The sequence below is a fragment of the Rathayibacter sp. CAU 1779 genome, assembly GCF_054551755.1.
The window spans coordinates 238,377-262,351 of sequence record NZ_JBTOLK010000001.1 but is presented as its reverse complement, the minus strand read 5'-3'; the positions used below and the strand labels follow the sequence as shown (position 1 = coordinate 262,351).

The following is a 23,975-nucleotide window of genomic DNA, read 5'->3' as shown; positions in this document are numbered from 1 at the left end:
GCGCCTCTCCGCGGCGGCCGTATTTCAACACGATCGGACACCGGTGGGGTGACTGAAAGAGCGTAAGTCATCGTCTCCGACACGCGTGAGCTGGAGGCGAGGATGACGGTGTGTCGGCGAAACCGCAGGGTGCTCGGCGGGTGCATCCGCGAGCGACGGCGCTGCGATCTGCTGTATTCCGGGTGGGCTGTTTGACGACACGTCACGCAATATCGATGTGATCCGCCCAGTCGGAACCGAGATCGTGGGCGAGAGGCGATAGTGCATGAGAGCCGACGACAACCATCCGTGGTCATGCCTGTCGACAGGCATGAACTTGGTATCGCTGAAAGGCTACGAGAGGAGAACAAATGTCAGAGCCTCATCTTCCCGAGCTTGCCGAACTCATGGTGCGAGCGGCAACTGCCATGCATGGTTTCGGTCTGGACATCACGAATGGATCCGGATATGTGCCGCGACGGCCGCTCGTCGAATATCATGAGAATGAGGCCGGATGGCCGGCGACAGTCAGGGATCACGCCTTGATTTCAGGCAAGTCGGAACTGGTTGATTGGGGGATGCTCTTCGGCGCCAAGAAGAACACCGTGCTGAAATATGACGTCGATGACGTTCCCGTTCTCCAGGAACTAGTCACCTTTGTCGCCGCAGATCGATACCTCTCGGATCGCATCAGCCCACTCACAGCCGGCAGGGATGACGACGAGCTGCGCGGTCAGTGGATTGCCAACAGTGCGGTAAGCGCGGCGAGCGAGCTGCTTGAGCGTGCTGATGCCATGGGGGGCACCTCAGAAGAAGCTCTGCTCTCCATCTATGGGGAATGGGAGCTTGGGACATTCGGCGAGACCGTCACAGGCGATCTTCTCTTTCCAATCCTTCTCCGCCACTTCCCCCTCGATGAAGCCTTTCAAGTTGGTCCCGGGATATCTATTGAGCCCCTCACTCGCGAACTACAGTGCGCGCGAGCACTACGCGTGGACGCGCAGGATGTAAATCCGTTCCTCGCTGCAGCCGCGACGCACGCCGTCGTTCTACACGATCGGCAGTTCGCCAACCAAGACGGACCGATGGCTCGCCGCATCCGCTTCGACCTTAAAACTCCAGGTATGGGCACCGCAGACCAGGTATTTCAGGCACTCAGCATCGCGACGGGTGAACGCACGGGATACACCCAAGTCTGTCTGCGGCCTCACGCCTGGGCCACGGGATGGATCAACGAATTGCCACCGCTCGAGCAAGTAGCGATTGTGGCGCACTACCCTCCCGCCTTCAATGACGGGGGATGGAACAAACCGGGCTCCATGGTCGCGACAGACGACCTCGCACGGCTACCGGTCATCTTCGGCGCCCTCGCCTCCACGACTCAACGCGCGAAGCTCGCTGCGCGACGACTCATGCAGTCATATATGCGAGACCGTGACGATGACATCATCTTGGACGCGTGCATCGGTATCGAAGCGCTTCTGGGAGAAGAACATGACGAACTTGTCCACCGGATGGGCCTAAGAGCGGCGATGGCGTTGGCACCAGGCGGCTTGGCACCGGACCGCACATACGAACTACTCAAGAAGGTGTATGCACATCGATCAAAGATTGTGCACGGAACGGAACCAAAGCAGGCCACCATTCGCTTCGGTGACCAGGAGTATCCATCGAGCGGGCTCGCAGTGTTTCTCTTACGGGCACTGCTAGATGCGCACCTCACCGCGACACCTCCTTGGCAACCAGCAGCACTGGACGCTGCGCTGTTCGATGCAATCGGTGGCGCAGAGCGATCCTTCGTCCAGGATGAGGCTGAGTCCTAATGGGTGGTTGAAGGCTGGGAATTCACTTCACACCGAAGTCTCACGCGGCCAAATCTCCGTAGGGCGCGCGAAGGCCCCAAGTGTCCCCCAAGTGTCCTGAGTACCCCGAGGATGCCGATTCTGTCCAGTTTTGGAGTGCCTGGAGTGCGCAGCGACTTTCAGCAGGCTGAACCGACATGCCTTGGGAATGGCAGGTAGCGCGAGTGTTCTCAAGGGTGAGAACCAGGACTGAGTACTTGCCGCAGACGTGCCGCACCACCCTGCTAAGGTGGAGTCCCCGCAAGGGGACCGAGGGTTCAAATCCCTCCGTCTCCGCTCTCATCGACTACTTTTCGCCGCTGTTTTATGCGCGCTGATCTGGTCTTCTCGCCGCAAGGACTTCATGCCGAACATCACCGTCGAGCTCCTGAAGGGCCGCACGCTCGATCAGCGGCGCGAGTTCGCCGAAGCGGTCACGGCGAGTGCTGTCGAGATCCTCGGTGCGCGCCGTCAGGATGTCCGCATCGTCTTCCAGGAGATCACTTCCGACAGCGTCGTCAACGGCGGGGTCTTCGCCAGCGAAGACCCGTCGCGTGCAGAGGTCGTCGCGAAGCACACTGCCTGACGGGGTCGAGTGCGCCGTCGGCACGCCAGTAGGCCACGCCGCCGCGCAGCACCTCGATGAGGCGCCCGAGATCGGATGCCTTCCGCGCCGTCGTGCTCGAGACGCGTCGCCGGCGTCGTCAGCGCGGTGTCGCGCTGACTGCGAACGGCGCAGCCGGGATGCCCAGCTGGGTGGGGTCGAGATACCGCGACGCGGGGTGCGTGGAGTGCGGCAGCGGGCCCGATGGCAGGATCCGTTCCCGCAGCGTCTCGCCGTCCCGGTATGAGGAGCGGACGAGTCCACGTGAGCGGAGCTCGGGTATCGCCAGCTCGACGAAGTCGCGGATCGAGTCGAACGAGACGCGCTGACTGAAGTTGAAGCCGTCTAGGCCGGTCTGCTCGGTCCACTCCTGGATCGCGTCGGCCACCTGACGAGGGTTTCCCACGACTCCGAACGGTCGGGGGCCGCCGCCGTCGCGTCGCGGCGACACCGCGGCGAGGTCGGCGACGGTCTGGCCGGGACGCCAGCCACGGATCAGCATCTGATAGCCGTCGTCCTTGCGCGCGATGATGTTCTCCACGAGCTCATCGGGCCGGTAACGACTGAAATCGGGCCCGCGTCGGCGGTGATCGATCGCACGCGAGGCGTAGCGTTCGTACTCGCGCGCCTTGTCCTGCGCTTCCTCCTCGGTGCGGCCAACGATCACGCTGGCGCCGGTGATGAACGCGAGCTGGTTCGGGTCGCGACCGAACGCCTCGGCCTGGCCGCGGATGGCTGTGATGTTCTCCCGGACCTCCTCGAGCGAACTGCCTCCCACGAAGACGACCTCGGCGTGCTTCGCCGCGAAGGCGAGCCCGGTCAGCGAGCTTCCGGCCTGGATGATGACGGGCAGCCGCTGCGGGGTCGGTGCCACGAGATGCGGCCCTTGAACCCGGAAGTGCTCGCCGGCATGGTCGATGTAGTGCACGCGGGCCGGGTCCGCGTAGACGCCCGACTCGACATCCGCTCGCACTGCGTCCGACTCCCAGGACCCGACAACGAGCTTGTAGATGACGTCGAGGAACTCATCGGCGATGCGGTATCGCTCGTCGTGCTCGATCTGATCCGCCAAGCCGAAGTTGCGCGCCGCGTTGCTGAGGTACGAGGTCACCACGTTCCAGCCGAGACGGCCCTGCGAGAGCTGATCGAGCGTGGAGAGCCTCCGGGCGAAAGCGAACGGCGGCTCGTACGTGGTGGAGAAGGTCGCGGACAGCCCGAGGTGCTCGGTGGCGCCGGCCACAGCGCCGAGGATCGTGAACGGGTCGAGCGCCGGAACCTGGAATCCCTCGCGCAGTGGGGTTTCGAGCCCGTCACCGTAGACGTCGTAGACGCCAACCACGTCGGCGAGGAAGAGCTGGTCGAACACGCCATGCTCCAAAAGCTCACCCAGCTCTCGCCAGAACGACAGGTCGCCGATCGCCCGCCGACGATCGGCGGGGTGTGTCCAGAGTCCGGGAGCGAGATGCACGACAGACGCCATCTCGAACAGACTCAGGATCAGCGGACGACTGCGCTCGCGTGACATGGCACTCCTGACGGGTCCGGCCCGGTGCAACCGGGATGAGTCACCACGGTGACTGATTCACCCCGTCTTCGCCGAAGCGCTGCGAGACATTCCGAAACAAACTCGGACCCTTCGAAACAAACTCGGACCCTTCGTAACATCCCTCGCCGTGCCGCCCCGGGGATGCGAGCGTTGGCATCCCGGGCGCCGGCACGGCCCGCCCGCTTCGACACCATCCATCGTCACGGAGAACCCGACATGAAGAGGCATTTCCTGATATCCGCCACAGCGGCGGCAGCCGCACTGACCCTTCTGCTGGCCGGCTGCAGCGGAGCGCAGGGATCGTCGCAGAGCACCGGCGCCGCCGGCACGCCCGTGTCCGGCGGGGTGCTGAACGTCGGCGAGAACTCCGATGAGCCGACCACGCTCGACCCGCATGCACTGTCCGACACCAACACGACCATCCTGCTGCGACCGGTGTTCGACACGCTGGTGTGGGAGACACCGAAGAAGACGTTCGAGCCCGATCTGGCATCCAGCTGGGACATCAGCAAGGACGGCCTGACCTACACGTTCCACCTCCGCAAGGGCGTCGTCTTCCAGGACGGCTCTGCCTGGGACGCCGCGGGGCTGAAGCTCAACTTCGAACACATCCTCGACCCCGCGACGAAGTCTCCGCTCGCGGCGTCGTACATCGCCCCGTACAAGGACTCGACGGTGCTCGACAAGTACACCCTCGAGGTGCACCTGTCCTACCCGTACTCATCGTTCCTCAACGTTCTTGCTCAGAGCTACCTGTCGATCATCTCGCCGAAGCAGATCCAGGACTCGCCGGAGACGATCGACACGCACCCGATCGGGTCGGGCCCATTCGAGTTCGTCAAGTGGGTGAAGGGCCAATACATCCAGTACAAGCGGTACGACAAGTACAACTGGGCTCCGCCGGGATCCGGCCACGAGGGTCCGGCGTACCTGTCCGGCATCAAGATCAACTTCATCGCGGAAGACTCGGTCCGATTCAATGCGGTCGGATCGGGCGACGTCGACATCATCGAGAACACGCCACCGCAGAGCGTCGCCCAGGTGAAGGACAACCCCGACCTCAGATCGGCGTCCAAGGAGCGACCGGGGCATCCGTTCGCGTTCTGGTTCAACACCACCCACACACCCTTCGACGAGCCGAAGGTCAGGCAGGCCATCGTCGACGCCGTCGACCGTGAGCAACTCGTGAAGACGGTGTCGTTCGGCCAGTGGAAGACCGCGAACGGATACATCACCCCGGTCACGCCGGACTACGCCGCCAACACCGCCACCATCTCTTACGACCCGAAGAAGTCCGCGCAGCTGCTGGACGAGGCCGGCTGGTCACAGACCGATGCCGACGGATACCGCGTGAAGGACGGCAAGGAGCTCACGGCCACGTACATCGATTCTGGGGTGAATCCACAGACCACCCAGTTCGCTCAGCTCATCCAGGCGGCAGTGAAGAAGATCGGTGTCAAGGTCATCATCAAGCAGGAGACCGCGACTCAGGCATCCGCGGACTCGCTCGCCGGAAACTTCGACCTCTCGGCCGGAATCTGGACGACCAACACGGCGGACGTGCTCTGGATCCAGTACTCGTCGCAGAACATCACGACCGCACAGCGCCAGGGGCAGAACGCCTCGAGGCTGAGCGACGCGAAGCTCGACGACCTCATCCAGAAGGCGCGGGAGACCACCGATGCCAAGGAGCGCTCCTCGCTATACGAGCAGGCGCAGGCCCGACTCGTCCAACTCGCGCCGGCGATCCCGCTGTACATCCGGCCCGACCTGGTGACCTACAACCAGAAGGTCAACGGCGTCACCTTCGATGACGCGTACGGCGCGCTTGTCTTCTACGACACATGGCTGTCGCACTGACGGCACGCCCAGCACGTCGCCACCCGCTCCTGCGCCAGGCGCTGGTGCGGGTGGCGACCGGAGTGCTGGTGATCTGGGGCGCGGCCACTCTGACATTCGTGACCCTGCACGTGATGCCGGGAGATCCCGTCCAGGCGATCGTCGGAGGCGACAACGCGGCGCCATCGCCCGCGGTCGTGGCCGAGGTCCGCAACGAGTACGGGTTCAACCAGCCGCTCATCGCGCAGTACGTGCGCTACCTGGGGCAACTGCTGCACGGTGACCTCGGAGTTTCGTATCAGATGCACCAGCCGGTGACAGTGGTCATCGGCCAGCAGCTCGGTGCGACGGTGCAGCTGGCCCTGACAGCGGGGATCACCGCGATCGCGCTCGCGCTCGTCGTCGCGGTGCTCACCGCGAAGCGGCCGAGGCTGGTGCGCTCGACGGCGTCCGGAGTCGAGCTCATCCTCGCCTCGACCCCGTCGTTCTGGCTCGGGTTGCTGCTGCTGGCGGTGTTCTCGTACGGGCTTCACTGGTTCCCGTCCATCGGCAACCAGGGACCGGCCAGCCTCGTACTGCCCACCGTCATGATCGCGTTGCCGATCGCCGCGGTGCTGAGCCAGGTGCTCCGCAACGCCCTCGAGGACGTGTTGGAGCAGCCCTTCATCGTGACGGCGCGAGCCCGCGGACTCGGCGAGGCGGCCGTCCGATTCGGCCATGCGCTGCGGCACGCTGTCACGCCCCTCATCACCATGTCCGGCTTCGTGATCGGCGGACTCTTCGGGGGCGCGGTGATCGCCGAGTCGCTGTTCTCACGGCAGGGTCTTGGCCGCATCCTGCTCACGGCGGTGAACAGTCAGGACATGCCGGTCGTGCTCGGTATCGTCCTGCTCTCCGCCACCGTCTATGTGGTGGTCAACATCGTCGTCGACCTGCTCTACCCGGTCATCGACCCGCGGCTGAGAGGAGCCGTCACATGAGCGTCTCATCCCCTGTGGAGGCGATCGCCTCCGGCGCTCCGGAGAAGGCCGCGCCGGTCGCGTCCGGCACACGTCGGATCGTTCGGCTGCCGCCGCCAGGCGTGCTGGCAGCGAGCGTGATCCTGGTGCTGATCGTCCTCGCCGCATTCGCGCCGCAACTGCTGGCCGGGCAGGATCCGCTCGCGGTCGACCTGAACCACGTCCTGGCCGCGCCCAGTCCGCAGCACTTGCTTGGCACCGACGAAAACGGACGCGATGTGTACGCCCGGCTCGTGTACGGCACACGCACCTCACTGTGGCTCGGATTCGGCGCCGTCGCGATCGGTCTGATCGTCGGCAGTGTGTTCGGGATCGCCGCCGGACTGGGAGCCAGATGGCTGGACCTCGTCCTCATGCGGCTCGTCGACGTCGGATTGGCGTTCCCGGAGATCCTGCTCGCACTGGTCGTCATCGCCGTCCTGGGAGGCGGCACAGCCAATGCGCTCATCGCCATCGGCGTCGCCGGCATCCCCAGCTACGCCCGTCTCGTGCGGGCGCAGACGCTCACGTTGCGGCGCGCCGAGTTCGTCGAGGCCGCACGCGCCCTCGGCGTGAGCCGGGCGGGAGTGATCGTGCGACACGTGCTCCCCAACGCCATCCGCCCGGTTCTGGTGCTCGCCACGATCGGGATCGGCACCGCCGCGGTCGCCGGAGCCGCGCTGAGCTTCCTGGGCCTTGGCACGCCGCCGCCCAATCCGGAGTGGGGCTCGATGCTCTCCACGGCACGCAACTATGTCGCGAACGCCTGGTGGTACAGCGCGTTTCCCGGGCTCGCGATCACCCTGCTGGTGTGCTCCACGACCGTCGTCGGGCGTTATCTGCAGCGCCGCCTGGAAGGACGCGGAGCATGAGCGCGTCCGATCCGCTGATCGAGGCACAAGGCCTGACCGTCACGTTCGGCGCCGACGCACCCGTCGTGGCAGGCATCGACTTCCACATCGCACGAGGGGAGGCTCTCGCTCTGGTCGGGGAATCCGGATCGGGCAAGAGCGTGACGGCTCGCTCACTCGTCGGGCTCGCGGGCGAACGGTCGGTCGTGACGGCCACGACGCTCGACTTCGACGGCTCCTCGCTCCTCCGGCTCAAGCCACGGCAGTGGCGGCAGATCCGAGGATCTCGTGTGGGCTTCATCCTGCAAGACGCCCTCGTCTCGCTCGACCCGCTCCGGCCGGTCGGAAGGGAGATCGCGGAGACGCTGAAGGTGCACACGCCGCTCACGGCAGCCGAGCGCGACGCAAGGGTGATCGAACTCCTCGGCAGGGTCGGAGTGCCGAATCCGGAGCTGCGCGCCCGGCAGCTCCCGAGCGAGCTCTCCGGCGGCCTGCGCCAGCGAGCCCTGATCGCGGCGGGCATCGCGGCCGACCCCGAACTGCTGATAGCCGACGAGCCGACCACGGCCCTCGACGTCACCGTCCAGGCCCAGATCCTCGAGCTCCTCGCAGATCTGAAGACGAAGGGCAGGAGCATACTCGTCATCAGCCACGACCTGGCGGTCGTCTCCTCGGTCGCGGACCGGGTCGCCGTGCTGCGCTCCGGCGAGATCGTCGAGTCGGGCGCGACCCGTGCGATCTTCGAGAGCCCACGGCACCCGTACACGAGGGCACTGCTCGATGCCGTCCCGGCCGAGCACGCCAAGGGCACCCGCCTGTCAGCATCGACTGCCAGGGACAACACGGCCCCGAAGCGCCCCCCGATCGGCGAGATCATCGTCAGCGCCGATCGCCTCTCGAAGGCGTTCACGGGGCCGGATGGCGTCGCCAGGGCCGCTGTTCAGGACGTCTCGTTCGAGCTCCGCGCCGGAGAGACCCTGGGGATCGTCGGCGAGTCGGGGTCGGGCAAGACCACGACGGGCAGGATCGTGCTCGGGCTCACCGCACCCGACTCCGGCACCGTGAGCATCCTCGGCCGCGAATGGGTCGGGCTGAGCGCCCGCGAGGAGCGCACACTGCGCCAACAGGTGCAGATCATCTATCAGGATCCGCTCAGCGCCTTCGACCCGCGATACACCGTCGGCCGGGTCCTCGACGAGGCGCTCCGCGTCGCCGGCGTCCGCCGCGGGTCCGAGCGGATGCGCGCCGCGGCGGAACTGCTCGACCAAGTCGGACTCCCGGGCACAGCCGTGCGTCGCCGACCCGCAGAGCTCTCCGGCGGGCAGCGGCAGCGAGTCGCGCTCGCTCGGGCGCTCGCGCCGGCGCCGCGGATCATCCTCCTCGACGAGCCGGTGTCAGCCCTCGATGTCTCGATCCAGGCGCAGGTGCTCGATCTGCTCGCCGACGTCCAGGTGCGCACGGGTGTCGCCTATCTGTTCATCTCTCACGACCTCGGAGTCGTCTACCACGTCAGCGACCGCGTGGTCGTCATGAAGGACGGTGAGATCGTCGAGGCCGGTGCCGTCGAGCAGGTCTTCCACTCTCCTTCGCACCACTACACCCGCGAACTGATCAACGCCATCCCGCGCCTCGAGACCGTGCCGGTCTCGACCGCAGCGGGCACCGTCCTGGAAAGGAAGTCAGCATGACCGCTCAGGATCTTCTCGACCGTCCCACGATCGCGCAGCTCCGCGACCGCTTCGCACCTGCCTTCGCTCTCATTCGCGAGGGCTCGATAGGACGGGAGCAGGACAGGGACCTACCGTTCGCCGCCGTGGCCGAGCTGCGAGATACGGGCTTCGGCACGCTGCGTGTACCGATCGAGCACGGCGGACTCGGCGCCTCGCTGAGCCAGCTCTTCGCCCTTCTGATCGATCTCGGCGCCGCCGACTCGAACCTGCCACAGCTCCTGCGCGGTCACTTCGCATTCGTCGAGGGGAGACTCAACGCCCGCGACCACGACGCCCAGTCGCGTTGGTTCGAACTCGTCTCCTCCGGGGTGCTCTTCGGCAATGCCCAGGCCGAACGCGGCGCGGAGACGTCCTCGAACACGCGACTGACGCGCGACGGGTCCGGATTCCTGCTGAACGGCGCAAAGTACTACAGCACGGGCACCCTGTTCGCCGACTGGATCTGGGCGACGGCCAGCCTCGATGACGACCACGTCGGCGTCGCGCTCCCCGCCGACAGGGCGGGCGTAACCCGGCTCGATGACTGGGACGGGTTCGGGCAGAGACTGACCGGAAGCGGCACCACCCGCTTCGACGACGCTGCGGTCGGCGACGATGAAGTGATCCACTTCTCGCCGGACGACAGCCGGGCTCACGCGAACATCACCGCCTTCTATCAGCTGGTGCTTCTTGCCACACTCGCGGGCATCGGCCGGAGGGTGCGCGAGGACGCTGTCGAGTTCGTCATCCCGCGCACCCGCACCTTCGGGGTGCCCGGTGCCAGCAGCCCGCGAACCGATCCGCTCGTCCAGCAGGTCGTGGGGCGCCTCTCGGCCCGCGCCTCGGCCGCCGAGAGGATCGTGCTCTCGGTCGCGAACGAGCTGGACGAGGTGCACGAGTCCTGGCTCGTCGGCGAAGCGGAGCAGGACGCCTTCGACCGCGTCGAGATCGCTGCCTTCGAAGCGCAGGCGACCGTGATCCCGCTCGTGCTCGACAGCGTGACCGAACTGTTCGAGGTGGGCGGCGCCTCCGCGACGAGCGAGGACCGGCGCCTGGATCGGCACTGGCGCAACGCCCGCACCATCGCGTCTCACAACCCGCTCATCTACCGCGAACGAGCCGTCGGCGACTACCACCTCAACGGTGCGTCGCCCACCGCCAACTGGGCAGCGCGCCGCACCGAGAAGTCGTAGCTCAAGGAGCCGGGAAGCGCGGGCGAAGGAATCGATGGCTCCGTCCGCTTGTGCTGCTGGCGGTCGACGCCGCGTTGCTGAGGATCGCTTCGCTGGCGGTCAGACACGGCACCTGACGCGTGCTATCCCCGTGCGGTCTCTGCTCTCTCCTAGAGTGCGACCGCGCTGATTCTCTTCGCCTGGGTGGGGCTTGCGTCCTGTCGATGCGGTAGAACACCGCATCGACAGGACGGCGATGGAGCTCGACGCTACGGCAGACAGTCGATGACCATCGCTGACGGGATCGCGGACACGCGACGCCGCCCGGTACCGAATCGTCAAACGACACGCGGGCGCCACACGAAACGGTGCTGGAAGGTTCATCGCACCACTTCATCCCGTGAGCGAGTCGGCCGAGGCGCCCGAATGGGCATATCGGCTGACCCAGCCACGGACCCGGGTCAGGGTTGCAGATCGGCGACGCCGAGGGAGAAGTTCAGGTTCCCCACCCCGAAGCGCGCGGCGCCCATCGTGATCAGGCCCGCTCCCTCGAGCCAGTGCGCCATCTGCAGACTGCCGATCGAAGGCCGAGCCGAATGGCTGCATGCACGGATGCATGCACAGTTGCAGTTGCAGTTGCAGTTGCAGTTGCAGTTGCAGTTGCAGTTGCAGTTGCAGTTGCAGTTGCAGTTGCAGTTGCAGTTGCAGTTGCAGTTGCAGTTGCAGTTGCAGTCGCAGTCGCAGTCGCGGCGAGCGTGCGTCTTGCGAGCATCAGCGCCACCGACGACGTTGGCAGCGCCCGTCCGCGTCCTCTCGGACCTACGTCGTCGCCCGCACCACGAGGATCGGGTCGTAGACGATCCGTCGATGCGTCTGGTCCGTGGTGTGGACGAGTTCCTCGAGGAGGCGGATGGCGGATCGTCCGATGAGCTCGCTCGACTGCCGGATCGAGGTGATCGGGACGACCGCGTGCGACGCGATCTCGAGGTCGTCGTATCCGATCACGCGGATGTCGCGGAAGACGTCCGTTCCCGCGCCGGCGACGAGGGCATTGACGACGCCCACCGCAAGCGCGTCGTTCGGGGCGATGAGACCGTCGGGTCGTGCAGCGGGCGGCCTGTCGAGGATCGCGCGGCCGATGGTGACGCCGGCACGCAAGCCGCGGGCGTCAGGAGCGATGCGTTCCAGCATCACGCCCGGGTGATCGCCGACCTCGAGCTGAGCGCCATGCCATCGTTCGATGACCTGGGACGGGTCTGCATCCGAGCCGATGAATCCGAGCCGGGTCGCCCCGCGTTCGACAAGATGCCGCACCGCGATGCGTCCGCCCGCGAGGCTGTCGGAGGCGACCGACGAGACGTTGCCGTCGAGCAGCGGCGGAGTGTCGACGAGAACGAACGGGACGTCGGCCTGCTCGGCGATGTCCAAGACGGCCCGCGGACTCGTGATCGGGGCGACGAGCAGCCCGCGAACGCGCTGCTGGAGAAAGGACCTGACGAGTCCGACCTCCTTGTCGTGATCGATATCGCTGTTGCCGAGGAACACGGAAAGGCCGAGCTCGGCCGCCTCCGCCTCGGCTCCCCGCGCCAGATCGGTGAAGAACGGATAGGAGACGTCGGGGACGATCAACCCGACTGACGTGCTCTGTCCGACGCGCAACTGCTGCGCCGCACGGTTGGGAACGAAACCGAGGTCGCGGATGGCGCGCTCGACCTTCCGGCGGGTGCGAACGCCGACGCGATCCGGCTTGTTGATGACGTTCGACACCGTGGCGGTCGAGACTCCGGCTGCGCGGGCGACATCGATGACGCGAACGGGCCCGCGGGGTTCACTCATCCGTTGGGTCCGCCTTCCGTTCCGCGAACACCGGCACGGGTTCGATGTCACCAGATGTTATCCGATTTAGGTTGCCACGATGCAGAGAAAACATGCTTGACACGCGATCTAACTCCTCACAAACTGTTAATCGTTTTACAGACGGAGGATCGATGGACGATCAGCTTTCGGAGGTGCCGTTCGCGGCCGAGCGCGTCGAGCTGGGCCGCACCGGGATGACGGTGTCTCGGCTGTGTCTGGGGACCGCCGGCTGGAGCGATGGACGCTCCGATGAGTCCGACTCCATCGCCACCGGGCTGCGATTCGCCGAGGGTCCCCTCAACTATCTGGACACCTCGAACAACTACGGACAGAGCGAGCAACGGATCGGCAAGCTCATCGCCGAACTCGGCGGCAGGCTGCCCGAGGACGTCGTTCTTCAGACCAAGCTCGATCGCGACCCGATCACGAACGACTTCTCTGCAGAACGGATGAGGCGTTCCCTCGAGGAGAGCCTCGGACGTCTCGGGGTCGACCGGCTTCCGATGCTCTTCCTCCACGACCCGGAGAACACGACGTACGAGTTCGCGATGTCCGAGGGGGGACCCGTCGAGCAGCTCGTCGCCTTCCGCGACGAGGGAATCGTCGACCACATCGGCATCTCGGGCGCACCCGTCGACATGCTCACTCGATTCGTCGACACCGGCATCTTCGATGCTCTCATCACCCACAGCAGGTACACCCTGGTGGACCGCTCGGCGACAGAGCTCATCAAGCATGCGAGCGCCCTGGGTCTGGGCGTGCTCAACGCGGCGCCGTTCGGCGGGGGGATTCTCTCGACCCACCCCGTTGCGCTCGACCTGTACGGCTATCAGAAGGTGTCGCGGCCGGTCCTCGACGCGGCACACGCCATGGGTGAGCTCCTGGACGGGTACGGGATCCCGCTGCCTGCTGCGGCGCTCCAGTTCAGCATGCACAACCCTGCCATCCACTCGACCATCGTCGGCGCGCTGACGCCGCAACAGCTGGACGGACTGATCGAGCTGGCCGCGTTGCCGATCGCCGAGTCCGTCTGGAAGGAGCTCGACGACCTGGCGCCCGGCCCAGCCGACTGGCTCGACTGAGCGTCTCCGGTCTGCACCGGCAACCGTCACATCCGCACCAGCACCTGTCACATCCGCACCAGCAACTATCGAAGGAGATAACCATGACTCGGAGAAAGCGGGCCCTGCTGCTCGCGGTGGCGGTCGCCACCGCCGCCGTCTCGGTCCTCGCAGGCTGCAGCTCGAGCAACGGCTCCGGCACTGCATCCTCCGGCGGTGTCGTGCATCTGACGTTCACCAACTGGGACAACGGCATGCAGACCCTTGTGGACACCTGGAACAAGGAGAATCCGAAGATCCAGGTCAAGCTGATCAAGCCGTCCGGTACCGGCTACACGCTGTACAACAAGCTCATCACCGACAACAAGGCGGGCACCAACCCCGATCTCACCGAGGTCGAGTATCAGGCGCTGCCGATGATGGTGTCGAACAAGGTCGTCGTGCCGATCGACAAGTACGTGTCCAACCTGTCGAACTTCAGCAAGTCCACGCTGTCGCAGGTGCAGTTCGAAGGCAAGACCTACGGCGTGCCGCAGAACGTGTGTCCGCTCGTGTTCTTCTACCGCAAAGATCTGCTGGCCAAGGACGGAATCACGACGCCGCCGGCCACGTGGGACGAGTTCGCCAAGGACGCCGCCATCGTGCACGCCGCGAACCCGAAGCAGTACCTCATGAACTTCGATGCGGCCAGCCCTGAGTGGTTCGCCGGACTCGCTGAGCAGGCCGGTGGGAACTGGTGGTCCGCGAGCGGCGACACATGGTCGGTGAACATCGACGACGCCGCAACCCAGAAGGTCGCCTCGTATTGGCAGAACCTCCTCGATCAGGGCGTGATCGCCCCAGGGCCGAGCTGGTCGACCCAGTGGAACACCGACATGAACACGGGCAACATCCTCGGATGGGTCTCCGGCCAGTGGGCGCCGAACCAGTTGCCAACGATCGCGCCGGACACCGCAGGCGAATGGGAGGCGGCTCCTGTCCCCGCGTGGACGGCCGGCGACAAGACCATCGGTACCTGGGGCGGGGAGGTCGAGGCGGTCACGGCCAACTCGAAGCACCCGGCGGAGGCGGCGAAGTTCGCGAACTGGATGAACAACACTGAAGAAGGCATCAACCTGCTGATCAAGAACGTGCAGGTGTTCCCGGCCGCGGAGAAGTACCAGTCGCTGCCGGCGCTCAAGACGCCCCCGCCGTTCATGAAGAACCAGGCCGACTACAACACGCTGATGAAGCAGCTGGCCTCCAACGTGCGCGGCTTCGACATCTGGGGCCCGAACGCGAACATCACGTTCAACAGCTATTCGGATGCCTTCGGCAAGGCCGTGCAGAATCACTCGTCCTTCCTCGACGCGCTGAAGACGGTGCAGGCCGACACTGTGAGCGATATGAAGAAGACCGGTTACAAGGTCAAGTGAGTCGGTTCGGATGCGAAGCGGTCCGGGCATGAGGACGCCGCTTCGCATCCGTCGCCGGTGGGTGCGGCCATTCGCGCCCACCGGCATCCGAATCCCGGTGCGCACGACGCGCGCCGCTCGTTCTGCCACCTGAGGGATGATCGATGACCACCTTGCACAGCGACGATGTCGCAACGGCACCGCCGGGATCGCGGCGAACACGGCGCAGACGGCGAGGACCCGCCCTGCCCGTTCTGCTCGTGGCCCCGGCCGTGATCCTCCTGCTCCTGTTCACCTTCGCTCCTGCCGTGTACGCGTTCGTGCTCAGCCTGCTGAAGGTACAGGTGACGGGCGGCCTGCTCGGCACGTCCACTGCGCAAGTGTTCGCGGGTGTGGAGAACTATGTCGAGACACTGGCTGATCCGGAGTTCTGGTCGAGTCTCGGCAGGATGTTGATCATCGCGATCATCGGCGTGCCGGCGACCCTCTTCTTCGCCAGCCTCTTCGCCCTGTGTCTCGACGCGAACCGCGCGAGACTGACCGGAATCTGGCGGCTCGCGATCTTCCTGCCGTACGCGGTCCCTGGCGTCATCGCGTCGCTGCTCTGGGGGTTCCTCTACCTTCCTGCCACCAGCCCGATCGGCGGCCAGTTCATCGACTACTTCGGAAGCACCGGCATCTTCTTCGCCGTGGCCAACGTCGCCACGTGGGGCGTGATCGGCTTCAACATGGTCGTGTTGTTCACGGCGTTGAGGTCCATCCCCGCTGAGATCTTCGATGCTGCGCAGATCGACGGTGCCAGCGAGCTGCAGATCGCTCTGCGCATCAAGCTGCCGATGATCGCTCCCGCGATCTCGATGGTCGCGTTGTTCAGCGTGATCGGTGCGCTGCAGCTCTTCAACGAGCCGACGACACTCAAGCCGCTCACGAACGCGATCAGTTCGACCTGGGTCCCGCTGATGCGGGTGTATTCCGATGCGTTCGTCAACAACAACATCTACGGCGGGGCGGCCAGCGCCTTCACCTTGCTGGTGATGACGGTCGGCGCGACGGTGCTCGTGAACGTCGTCGGCAACCGGATCAGCAGAAGGAGCGCGCGATGACTCAGGCCGTGAGCAATGCGCGGGGCGGATCCACGACGCTGACGCGCGCAGACCACCGCGCCGGACGGCCGCCTCGTGGCGGAGCCGCGCGGCGGGCCGGGCTCGTTCCGACGATCATCCTCATCGTCGGCTCGTTGTACTGCGTGCTGCCCGTTCTCTGGATCCTGATCGCGTCGACGAAGTCGAACGGGGAGTTGTTCTCGACGCCGCCCATGCTGCCGTCGTTCACTGGCGCATTCTGGGACAACCTCGTCGGGATCGTCACCTACGACAACGGCATCTGGCTGCTCTGGGCGTTGAACACCGTGATCTACGCCGTGGGAGGCGGAATCGTGTCGACGCTGATCGCAGGCGCCGCCGGCTACGCCCTCGGCAAGTACACGTTCTGGGGGAGCAAGGCGGTCTTCCGCACCATCGTGGCTGCTGTGCTGCTGCCGCCGGTGCTTCTCGCGGTGCCCCAGTATCTCCTGCTGGCGCAGGTCGGCCTCACCAACACGTACTGGAGTGTGCTGCTCCCGCAGCTGGTGAGCCCGTTCGCGATCTACCTCTGCAAGATCTACGCCGAGGCGTCCGTTCCCGACGAGATCGTGGAGGCGGCGCGCATCGACGGGGCGAGCGAGTGGCGGATCTTCCACTCGGTCGGACTCCGCCTGATGTTCCCCGCCCTGATCACGGTGTTCCTGATCCAGTTCATCGCGGTGTGGAACAACTTCCTACTGCCGTTCGTCATGCTCTCGAACAACGAGCTGTATCCGCTGACGTTGGGCATGTACGGCATGATCATGCCGACAGGCGGCCAGCCGAACCAGTACTCGTTGGTCATCGCGGGCGTGCTGCTGTCCATCCTGCCGTTGGCGATCATCTTCCTGTCGTTGCAGCGCTTCTGGAAGATCGACCTGCTCTCCGGCGGCGTGAAACTCTGAACAAGAAGGCGAGTCGACACCATGTATCCCGATTCCCCCCTCTACATCGATGGCCACTGGATCGACGGAGAAGGTCGCTCGCACCTCGCCGTCGAGGATCCTGCGACCAAGCAGACGATCGGTCGGGTGGCCGTCGCCACCGACGAGGATGTCCGCGCGGCGGCCGAAGCGGCAGCCCGGTCCTTCCCGTCGTGGAGCCGCACCTCACCGCACGAACGGGCTCGGATCCTGATCGCGGCCGCCGAGAACCTCCGCAGGCGCAGGGACGAGATAGCGAACGCGATGACGCTCGAAATGGGCAAGCCGCTCCGGGACTCCCTCGACGAGGTCGACTACACGGCCGACATCATCGACTCCCTCGCGACCGAGGCACCACGCCGGTACGGCAACGTGCTCCCGACGGCACTCGACGACGGCAGCACCGTGGTCATCGAGGAGCCGGTGGGGCCCGTTGCTGCCTTCACGACCTGGAACTATCCGCTGACCGTGCCCGGTCGCAAAGTGGCGGCCGCGCTCGCCGCCGGCTGCACCGTCGTGATCAAACCGGCCGAGGAGACACCGGCCAGCGCCGTCGCACTGGCCCGTGCACTGGACGAGGCAGGTCTGCCCGCCGGTGTGCTCAACATGGTCTTCGGCGATCCGGTCGCCATCTCCTCGACGTTGATCGCGTCGCCCCTCATCCGCAAGGTCTCGTTCACGGGATCCGTCGCGGTCGGCCGTCAGCTCGCAAAGGCGGCGGCGGAAGAGGTGAAACCGATCATGCTCGAGCTCGGAGGCCACGCTCCGGTCATCGTCTTCGAGGACGCGGACCTGGATCAGCTGATCGCGGGGGCGGTGGGAAGCAAACTGCACAACACCGGACAGTCCTGCGGTTCGCCCATCCGATTCTTCGTGCAGCGGTCGATCCACGACGAGTTCGTGCGGCGCTACGCCGCGGCACTGGACGCCGTCCAAGTGGGGAGCGGCATGGATCCGGCGACCGAGATGGGCCCGCTCGCCAGCCGAAGGCGCTTCGATGCGATGCGTCCGCTGATCGACGATGCGGTTGCGAAGGGTGCGACGCTGGCGGCGGGCGGATCCGGCGACGACAGCATCGGATACTACTGGCGGCCGACGCTCCTGGTGGCGGTCCCCGACGACGCCGACCTCATGCAGGTCGAACCCTTCGGTCCGATCGCCGTGACGGCGCCGTTCGACGACGAGGACGAGGTCGTGGAACGTGCGAACGATGTCGAGTTCGGACTCGCGGCCTACCTGTTCACGGCATCCGCAGATCGTGTGCTGAGGCTGCCCCGCCGTCTTGATGTCGGGATGGTCACGATCAATCGCTTCGGCGTCGGAGCACGGGACACATTCTTCGGCGGCCGAAAGAAATCGGGATTCGGGTCGGAAGGTGGACCAGAGGCCGTGCAGGAGTACATGGTCAAGAAGCTCGTGGCTCAGGCACCGGCGTAGTCGTCGGATCCGCTGCAGAGTTCGGTTCGCGGAAAGCAGCCGTTCACCTTTCGTTTCACCGGCAACTCCATGGTGTAGCGCGTGCGTCTTGCTGCTCTCCGTCCCGCGGTCGTCACCGCGTCCGCCCTGGTTCTCGCCGTCGCCGGTCTCGTGGCCGTGCCGGCCACGGCATCCGCGAGTCCGGCCGCCTCGAGCGTCGCGATCACCGAGTTCGCCTACGGCGGGCTGATCGGCGGTTCGAGCGTCGGGGGTGATGGCGAGTACGTCGAGGTCACGAACGTCGGCGCATCCGCTGTCGATGTGAGCGGATGGTCGTACGGCACCACGGCAGCGCCCGGCACGGTCTCGCTGTCCGGCTTCGGCACGCTCGCTGCCGGGGAGTCGGCGATCATCACGGATGTCACGCCCGCCGAGTTCCGCGCCGACTGGGGGCTCAAGGACTCCGTCAAGGTGGTCAACGACGGCAGCACCACCCTGAACAATGGTCCGAAGACGATGTACCTCTTCGATGCGGATGGCAGCACCGTCGACTCGGTGTCGTATGCGTCCGGCTTCCTGTCGGGCGGCAAGGGGCAGTCCGCATGGGTCGACGCGGATCACGTCGGCGCGAAGTCGGACACCACCGGGTGGACGTTCTCCACGGTCGGCGACGAGCAGGAGAGCTGGACGAGCGCCACAGGATCCGTCGGCTCTCCCGGCACGTCGAGCCTCGGCATCGGCGACGCGTCGGCGGTGCGCAACCCGATCAGCGGTGGCGGCGACGGTGGCGCGCCGCCGGCGACGGATCCGAACTGGGCCGACATCGTCATCAACGAGGTGACGTCCGACAACGACAGCATCGGCTTCGCACCGCTGCCCACCCTCTCCGACGGCGTCGAACTGTACAACAAGGGCACTCACGACGTCAGCGTCGCCGGCTGGAAGCAGATCGACAGCGGCGCCGCCACCGCCGCGACGGACTTCTCCGGCAGCCTGTACGTGAACGGCGTGCTCTCGACGACCATCCCCGCCGGCGGCTACGGCGTGTTCCAGTCCACCAAGGGCCTCTCCAGCGGCGGCGACGCCGTGAAGATCTACACGCCGGATGGCACGCTCGTCGACTCGGTGGAGTGGACGGCCGGTCAGGCCGGCGTCGACGAGACGGTCAACGCGGATCACACGTACAAATCGCTCGCACGCTGCCCCGACGGCGGAAGCACCTACCTCGAGGTGACCGCGGCGAGCTTCGGGACATCGAATGCTGCCGCGTGCGCCACGGGCGTGCCGCCGCTGACCTCCGGCAGCACTCCCGAAGCGCCGTGCCAGACCGAGGACTCGGGCGACGCGCCTGGCACCGTCCCCGCGGATGCCACGACCTGGCCGGGCAGCGCCACCCCTGCCACGATCGACGCCCAATGCGCGTGGGTGACCAGCGAATCCGGCCAGGACCTCAGCGGCCTCGCCTTCGATCCGTCCCATGCGAATGTGCTGTACGCGGTGAAGAACAAGAGCCACGTGTGGCGTCTGCTGAACGAGGACGGCACCTGGGTGAAGGACACCGCGAACGGCTGGGCGGATGGCAAAGACATCCGCTTCCCGAACGGATCCGGTGCACCCGACTCGGAGGGCCTCACGGTGGGTCCCGACGGTGCGCTGTACATCACCACCGAGCGCGACAACGACGCGTCGAACGTTCCGCTGGACTCGATCCTGCGCTTCGACCCCACCACCTCTGCCACCACGATCTCGGCGACGGACCAGTGGGTGCTGACCGATGACCTGGGCTTCGCTCCTACCGATGCAGCCGACTCCAACCTCGGCTTCGAGGGCGTCGCGTTCGTCCCGGACGGCTACCTCACCGCGAACGGCTTCCGCACGGACGCCGGCACGCTCTACAACCCGGCCGACTACCCGAACAAGGCAGCCTCCGGCCTCTTCTTCGGCGCCATCGAGAAGACCGGTCACCTGCGGGCGTACGTGCTGAACACCGACCACACCTACACGCGCGTCGCCGACATCGACAGCGGCCTCGCCGGCGTGATGGACGACTCGTTCGACGCCGACCTCGGCGGAATCTGGGCGCACTGCGACAACACGTGCGGCAACGCGACCACGTTCCTGGGCATCGGCGGCGACGGCCACTTCCAGGTCGAGCACACCTACGCCCGTCCGGCCGGCCTGCCGAACTACAACCTCGAGGGCTTTGCCGTCGCGCCGGCCTCCACCGCGGTCGACGGGCAGCGCCAGGTGCTGTGGACGGATGACGGCAACCGCTTCGGCCACTCGCTCTGGGCCGGCACGCTTTCCGTCGACCTGAGCACCGCACCCGGTGGCTCCGGCAGCGGCGTCGTGCTGAAGCTCGGTTCGTCTTCAGTGAAGCCGGGCGACCCGATCACGGTCACCGCCGGCGGTCTCACCGCCGGGACGACGTACACCGTGACGCTGCACTCCACGCCTGTGGAGCTCGCGAGCGGGTCAGCGGGATCCGACGGATCCCTCACCCTCACCGGCACCATCCCGGCCGACACCACGGCTGGGGCGCACACGATCACGGTCGCGGATGCCGCGGATCCGGACACCGTGCTCGCTTCGGCGCCGCTGACGGTCGAGGCTGCGGGCGGCGATGCAGGAACGGCGGCCGGATCGGGATCTCTCGCGTCGACGGGATCCGATCCGCTGCCCATGCTGCTCGGCAGCGCAGCGCTGCTGCTCCTGGGCGTCGGAGCGCTCGGCGCTCGACGTCTCGCGCGCAGGCGCCGCGCATGATCGTCTGAAGGGATCGGGCTCACCCCCACCGGACCGTCACCGGGGACCAGGGATTCCCCGGTGACGGTCCCTTGACCTTCCACTGGTCCGGCCCGAGAGGCACTCTGACGCGTTGTCGAGCGCGAAGACTGGTCATGCGGGCGCGGAATGCGCCCGACATGACAGGCGAAGGACGTACCGATGCACTCGACGAACGACCGCAGGACCGACCTCTACGGATACCTGCTGACCACGGGCTCGCGCGAACAGATCCTCGAAGCGCACGCGGCTGCGTTCGGAAAGCTGGGACCGGACGATCGCGAGGCGCTGTTCCGGCGCATGCAGGAGGTCTCGAGAACGCCGGCGGAGCATCCGCAGACCAGCGGCGCGGAGGAGCTCGCACGTCTCGCGACGGACATCGAATTCGATTCGCCGGGGCGGCTCTCGATCCTCCTCGAGTCGCCGGCGGCGTCTGGCGACTACCCGACCCTGCTGGATGCGGTGGCCCACAACATCCCGCGCCGCATCGAGACGGTGACGGCCTTCCGCGAGTGGTCGTCGAGCGTCGAGGACGACTGGTTCGACTGACCGTCGTCGAGGCGGACACGCCGCCGCCGCTCGGCTGACCGGGCACCGAGGCTCGTCCGTCCATCCGGCTTCAGACGGGCTCCTCGACGGCGGATCCCTCGACTGCGCGGGCGTAGCGCTCGGAGAGCAACCGGAGCCGTGGCACGAGCTCTGCCGGGGACTCCACCGTGAAATCCATCATCAGCATCCCGATGTAGGCGGCGACCGTGTCCAGACTGTCCGCGCCCGTCACGAGCACGCAGGTCTCGTCGTCGATCGGCTCGACGACGCCGACCGTCGGATTGATGCGATCCAGCACGGACTGCGCAGGAGCCGCGATCCGCAGACGTGCGTGCACCGCCCATCCGCTGGCCGCGATCGTCCGCATGGCGAACGCGGTGTAGTCCCCGCCGGGAAGGGGCTGCGGTTCGAACCGGCGGCGGGTCGGCATCCGCAGAGACATCCAGTCGACGCGGTAGGTGGCCCACGTGCCGAGCGCAGGATCTCGCGCCACGAGATGCCAGCGTCGCTGCCAGCTGAGCAGACGGTACGGCTCGACGAGCCGAGCATCATCCTGGTAGTCGAATCGCAGCCATTCGACATCGCGGATCGCCGCAGCCACGGCCCCGAGCACGGCCGCGTCGACCTCGGGATCGGGGGCATCCGTTCCGATGTTCTCCTGGCCCCGATCGATGGTCGAGCCGAGAGCGTCGACCATGGGCCGAAGCCGCGCGGGCAGCACCTGTTCGATCTTGGCTCTGGCGCGGGCGCCGGCTTCCGCGATGCCGGTGACTCCGGCCGCGACCTGCAGACCGACGGTCACCGCGACCGCCTCCTCATCGTCCAGCAGAAGCGGAGGCAACCGGCCCCCTGCACCGAGCCGGTAACCGCCGACCGCGCCACGGGTCGCATCCACCGGGTATCCGAGGTCGCGAAGCCGTTCGATGTCGGATCGCACCGTGCGTCCGCTCACGCCCAGCCGTTCGGCCAGCTCCGAACCCGTGCGTGCGGAGCCGGTCTGGAGAAGGGAGAGAAGGGCGAGCAGCCGGGCAGAAGGACTGGACATGCGACTTCCTGAGGTGATTGATTATTAGGAATGAAACAAGCCTAATTGCTCCGTAACGTGGAACACATGAACACGACAACCGGTCTCGCGATCCACCCCTTCACCGTCTCCGTCAGCGACACAGAGATCGCCGATCTCCGCGAACGCCTTGCGCGCACCCGCCTCCCGCAGCCGGCCCCGAGCGACGATTGGACGACCGGAACTCCGAACTCCTATCTCCGCGAGGCGATCGAGGCCTGGCGCGAGTTCGACTGGCGTGACGCTGAGGCGCGGATCAACGCCTTCCCGCACTTCGTCGCGAACGTCGACGGCCAGGACATCCACTTCATCCACGTCCGCTCCGCTCACGCGGGAGCGACGCCGCTGCTGCTCGCTCACACCTACCCCGGATCGTCGGTCGACTATCTGGACCTGATCGAGCTGCTGGTCGATCCGGTGGCGCACGGCGGCCGGGCCGAGGACGCCTTCGACGTCGTCATCCCCGACGCGCCCGGCTACGGCTTCTCGCAGCCGGTCGTCGACGGCGGCTGGACGACGGCCAGGGTCGCGAGCGCATACGACTCGCTCATGCGCGGTCTCGGCTACGACAGCTACGGCATCCACGGATCCGACAACGGCGCGATGGTCGCCAGGGAGCTAGGACTCCTGAACCCCGACGGATTCATCGGCCTCCACGTGCTGCAGCTGTTCTCGTTCCCCTCCGGTGACCCGTCGGAATTCGAGCGGCTCGAACCCGCCGACTACGCCGGCCTCGAGCACATGCAGTGGTTCCAGTCCGTCGGCGGATACAACACGATGAACGCCTCACGTCCGCAGACCGTCGCGGCGGGACTCAGCGACTCGCCGGTCGGTCTCCTCGCGTACAGCGAGCTGTTCAACAGTTTCGGCAACGGCACCTCGCTCGTGCCGTTGGAGAAGATCCTGCTCGAGGTCAGTGTGAACTGGTTCGCCAATGCCGCAAGCGGCATGAGCCGCAGCTACTTCGACAACGCGCAGGCGCAGGCCGAACCGCAGATCAACCACGCTCCCACCGGCGTCGTCGTCTTCAAGGACGATTTCCAGACCATCCGAGTGTTCGCGGAGCGCGACAATGACAACATCGTGCACTGGAGCCGCGTGGACGAAGGCGGCCACTTCGCGGCGCTGGAGCGGCCTGCGCTTCTGGCCGACGACATCCGTGAGTTCTTCGGCGCTCGGCGGGAGGGCTGAACCGGGGCTTTCCAGGCAAGAGATCCCCCGGGGCCGACGGCTTCGGGGGATCCGTCGGGTGGTGCCCGAGGGTAGCG

The 23,975-nt window shown here is 66.3% G+C and carries 18 protein-coding genes; 15 read left to right on the top strand and 3 right to left on the bottom strand.

Annotation, left to right across the window (positions count from 1 at the left end):
* Positions 1 to 350 precede the first annotated feature (350 nt).
* Positions 351 to 1,802: a hypothetical protein gene (locus ACX9R5_RS01185; RefSeq protein ID WP_459407182.1), complete on the top strand. Its 1,452-nt coding sequence runs from the start codon at positions 351 to 353 to the stop codon at positions 1,800 to 1,802.
* 382 nt (positions 1,803 to 2,184) lie between these two features.
* On the top strand, positions 2,185 to 2,406 hold the full coding sequence (locus ACX9R5_RS01180) for a tautomerase family protein (RefSeq protein ID WP_459407181.1): 222 nt from the start codon (positions 2,185 to 2,187) through the stop codon (positions 2,404 to 2,406).
* Positions 2,407 to 2,524: 118 nt separating this feature from the next.
* Here ACX9R5_RS01180 and ACX9R5_RS01175 read toward each other — a convergent pair whose 3' ends face one another.
* Positions 2,525 to 3,949 carry an NtaA/DmoA family FMN-dependent monooxygenase gene (locus ACX9R5_RS01175; protein ID WP_459407180.1) on the bottom strand — a complete coding sequence of 475 codons (1,425 nt, stop codon included), beginning with the start codon at positions 3,947 to 3,949 and terminating at the stop codon, positions 2,525 to 2,527.
* Positions 3,950 to 4,186: 237 nt separating this feature from the next.
* On the opposite strand from ACX9R5_RS01175, the gene ACX9R5_RS01170 reads away from it, so the two are divergent.
* The 5 genes from ACX9R5_RS01170 to ACX9R5_RS01150 are packed head-to-tail and all read left to right on the top strand — an operon-like array spanning position 4,187 to position 10,560.
* Positions 4,187 to 5,830, top strand: a complete 1,644-nt coding sequence (locus tag ACX9R5_RS01170) for an ABC transporter substrate-binding protein (RefSeq protein ID WP_459407179.1) — start codon at positions 4,187 to 4,189, stop codon at positions 5,828 to 5,830.
* Positions 5,815 to 6,789 carry an ABC transporter permease gene (locus ACX9R5_RS01165; protein ID WP_459407178.1) on the top strand — a complete coding sequence of 325 codons (975 nt, stop codon included), beginning with the start codon at positions 5,815 to 5,817 and terminating at the stop codon, positions 6,787 to 6,789. Before ACX9R5_RS01170 ends, ACX9R5_RS01165 begins: the two co-directional genes overlap by 16 nt.
* Positions 6,786 to 7,679, top strand: coding sequence for an ABC transporter permease (locus tag ACX9R5_RS01160; protein ID WP_459407177.1), 894 nt, complete (start codon positions 6,786 to 6,788; stop codon positions 7,677 to 7,679). The genes ACX9R5_RS01165 and ACX9R5_RS01160 overlap by 4 nt, the downstream gene beginning before the upstream one ends.
* Positions 7,676 to 9,346 carry a dipeptide ABC transporter ATP-binding protein gene (locus ACX9R5_RS01155; RefSeq protein WP_459407176.1) on the top strand — a complete coding sequence of 557 codons (1,671 nt, stop codon included), beginning with the start codon at positions 7,676 to 7,678 and terminating at the stop codon, positions 9,344 to 9,346. The genes ACX9R5_RS01160 and ACX9R5_RS01155 overlap by 4 nt, the downstream gene beginning before the upstream one ends.
* Positions 9,343 to 10,560, top strand: coding sequence for an acyl-CoA dehydrogenase family protein (locus tag ACX9R5_RS01150; protein WP_459407175.1), 1,218 nt, complete (start codon positions 9,343 to 9,345; stop codon positions 10,558 to 10,560). Before ACX9R5_RS01155 ends, ACX9R5_RS01150 begins: the two co-directional genes overlap by 4 nt.
* 798 nt (positions 10,561 to 11,358) lie before the next feature.
* Here the strand turns inward: ACX9R5_RS01150 and ACX9R5_RS01145 are convergent.
* On the bottom strand, positions 11,359 to 12,375 hold the full coding sequence (locus tag ACX9R5_RS01145) for a LacI family DNA-binding transcriptional regulator (RefSeq protein ID WP_459407174.1): 1,017 nt from the start codon (positions 12,373 to 12,375) through the stop codon (positions 11,359 to 11,361).
* A 152-nt stretch (positions 12,376 to 12,527) separates the two neighbouring features.
* On the opposite strand from ACX9R5_RS01145, the gene ACX9R5_RS01140 reads away from it, so the two are divergent.
* From ACX9R5_RS01140 to ACX9R5_RS01110, 7 genes are all read left to right on the top strand, one after another.
* Positions 12,528 to 13,478: an aldo/keto reductase gene (locus ACX9R5_RS01140; protein WP_459407173.1), complete on the top strand. Its 951-nt coding sequence runs from the start codon at positions 12,528 to 12,530 to the stop codon at positions 13,476 to 13,478.
* 83 nt (positions 13,479 to 13,561) lie between these two features.
* Positions 13,562 to 14,872, top strand: coding sequence for an ABC transporter substrate-binding protein (locus ACX9R5_RS01135; protein WP_459407172.1), 1,311 nt, complete (start codon positions 13,562 to 13,564; stop codon positions 14,870 to 14,872).
* 143 nt (positions 14,873 to 15,015) lie between these two features.
* Positions 15,016 to 15,954: a carbohydrate ABC transporter permease gene (locus ACX9R5_RS01130; RefSeq protein ID WP_459407171.1), complete on the top strand. Its 939-nt coding sequence runs from the start codon at positions 15,016 to 15,018 to the stop codon at positions 15,952 to 15,954.
* Positions 15,951 to 16,877: a carbohydrate ABC transporter permease gene (locus ACX9R5_RS01125; protein WP_459407170.1), complete on the top strand. Its 927-nt coding sequence runs from the start codon at positions 15,951 to 15,953 to the stop codon at positions 16,875 to 16,877. Before ACX9R5_RS01130 ends, ACX9R5_RS01125 begins: the two co-directional genes overlap by 4 nt.
* 21 nt (positions 16,878 to 16,898) lie before the next feature.
* Positions 16,899 to 18,332, top strand: coding sequence for an NAD-dependent succinate-semialdehyde dehydrogenase (locus tag ACX9R5_RS01120; protein ID WP_459407169.1), 1,434 nt, complete (start codon positions 16,899 to 16,901; stop codon positions 18,330 to 18,332).
* Between the two features lie 81 nt (positions 18,333 to 18,413).
* A complete protein-coding gene (locus ACX9R5_RS01115; protein WP_459407168.1) occupies positions 18,414 to 21,077 on the top strand; it encodes a lamin tail domain-containing protein in 2,664 nt (887 codons plus the stop codon).
* A gap of 180 nt (positions 21,078 to 21,257) precedes the next feature.
* Positions 21,258 to 21,644: a hypothetical protein gene (locus tag ACX9R5_RS01110; protein ID WP_459407167.1), complete on the top strand. Its 387-nt coding sequence runs from the start codon at positions 21,258 to 21,260 to the stop codon at positions 21,642 to 21,644.
* Positions 21,645 to 21,714: 70 nt separating this feature from the next.
* Here the strand turns inward: ACX9R5_RS01110 and ACX9R5_RS01105 are convergent, their stop codons facing one another.
* Positions 21,715 to 22,689, bottom strand: a complete 975-nt coding sequence (locus ACX9R5_RS01105) for a helix-turn-helix transcriptional regulator (RefSeq protein ID WP_459407166.1) — start codon at positions 22,687 to 22,689, stop codon at positions 21,715 to 21,717.
* A gap of 66 nt (positions 22,690 to 22,755) precedes the next feature.
* Between ACX9R5_RS01105 and ACX9R5_RS01100 the strand changes: the two genes are divergently transcribed.
* Positions 22,756 to 23,898: an epoxide hydrolase family protein gene (locus ACX9R5_RS01100; RefSeq protein WP_459407165.1), complete on the top strand. Its 1,143-nt coding sequence runs from the start codon at positions 22,756 to 22,758 to the stop codon at positions 23,896 to 23,898.
* The last annotated feature ends 77 nt before the right edge of the window (positions 23,899 to 23,975 follow it).